2 protein-coding genes are annotated in these 1,361 nt (G+C 60.0%); one reads left to right on the top strand and one right to left on the bottom strand.

Features of this window, described 5'->3' with window-relative positions:
• Nucleotides 1–354: nuclear transport factor 2 family protein (locus tag C448_RS16090; protein ID WP_169316342.1), on the bottom strand; the 354-nt coding region annotated here is incomplete at its 3' end.
• A gap of 462 nt (nucleotides 355–816) precedes the next feature.
• On the opposite strand from C448_RS16090, the gene C448_RS03120 reads away from it, so the two are divergent.
• On the top strand, nucleotides 817–1,361 hold a 545-nt coding region (locus C448_RS03120), incomplete at its 3' end, for a helix-turn-helix transcriptional regulator (RefSeq protein WP_004051856.1).

Genomic DNA, 1,361 nt, shown 5'->3' with positions numbered 1-1,361 from the left:
GGTCCAGAAGCCCCCGCCATTCGTCGCCGGACGGTAATATTGCGTCTGGAAGTACGTCTGGCAGGTCGCTCCGTTGTCGTCACCGGCCACGAGATGATTCGTCGAGAGATGCTGGGTTGATTCGAATCGGGAGAGATAGCGCTTCCAGCGCGCCACGAAGTCGTCGGCTGCTATCTCTCGGGATTCTCCGCCGGTCACGCCCGGAAAGTGCACAGTGAGGTCGTCGGCAAAACACGAACGGAGACCCGTCCAGTCGTGAAAGTCCGCGTGCATACACAGTCGAGTCGTCGTGTCAACGATCTCCTGCCGGTCGCACAGCGATGGGACTTCCAGGGGAGGGTTGTCAGCGGTCATCGGGGCGCAACGCCTTCCGACGCGTTCTTGGTTCGGTCGAATGCGTGTTTCGATCCGATATCGTGGCCGGTGTTGTGCCGGGCGTCCTGTTGGAGCAGGTGGAGAATTTGCCTGTCGAGACCGTCGAGCGGTTCGGAGACCATTATGTACCGTGCTTGGGCATGAGAGTACGTGATACTGTCTCCTGTTCGGTGTAAAGCGGGATGAACATCTAAACCGGTACGAAACGCCAGCCACGGAATCATGTCGATCAGGCGGCGTTCGATATTGGTCGGCGTCGTGGGTATGCCGTCGGGAACTTTTATCCGCGAATGGAACTTTCGACACCAGGGTCGCTACGTATCCACGTGGTCGGCATAAGCAACCAGCAATGTACGGTCGGTTTTTGGAAAGATAGTGTGTTGTCTCGTCCGTCGTCGTACACGGGGAAACGATTTGAGGCCACATGCGGTAACGGATGGCATGGATGGACCTCTCGACGACGCCGAGTTCCTGATTCGCTCGGCAAACCGGGTGAGACTCCTCGAACTCCTCGTCGAAGGGCCACACGAGCGCCGCGACATGCAGGACGATATCGACGTCACGCGCGTGACGATGGGACGTCTGCTCGGCGACCTCGAAGACCACGGGTGGGTTGAACGCCGCAGCCACGACTACCACATCACGCCGCTTGGCCGCATCGTCTTCGAGGACTTGGACGTGTTCCTCGACACGATTTGGCTGGCTCAAAAACTACGCGACCTCATCTCGCACGTTCCGACCGAAGACCTCCCCATCGACCTCCGCCGCCTCGGCGAAGCCGAATTCGTCTGCGGGGACCCCGCCGATACCGACGCTCCGATACGCCGCATGAGCGACCTGATGGGAAATGCGGACCACCTTCGCATTCTCTTCTCCATCGTCATGGAGGCGGGACCTCGCACGACCGCCGAACGGGCGGAAGCGGGCGCTGACACGGCAGAAGCCGTGCTTTCGGCCGGCGTTGTGGAAGTAGGCCGCAACAATCA

The sequence above is a fragment of the Halococcus morrhuae DSM 1307 genome, assembly GCF_000336695.1.
Lineage (GTDB): Archaea > Halobacteriota > Halobacteria > Halobacteriales > Halococcaceae > Halococcus > Halococcus morrhuae.
The sequence above is the reverse complement of the archived record's forward strand: the minus strand, read 5'-3'. Positions and strand labels throughout refer to the sequence as shown.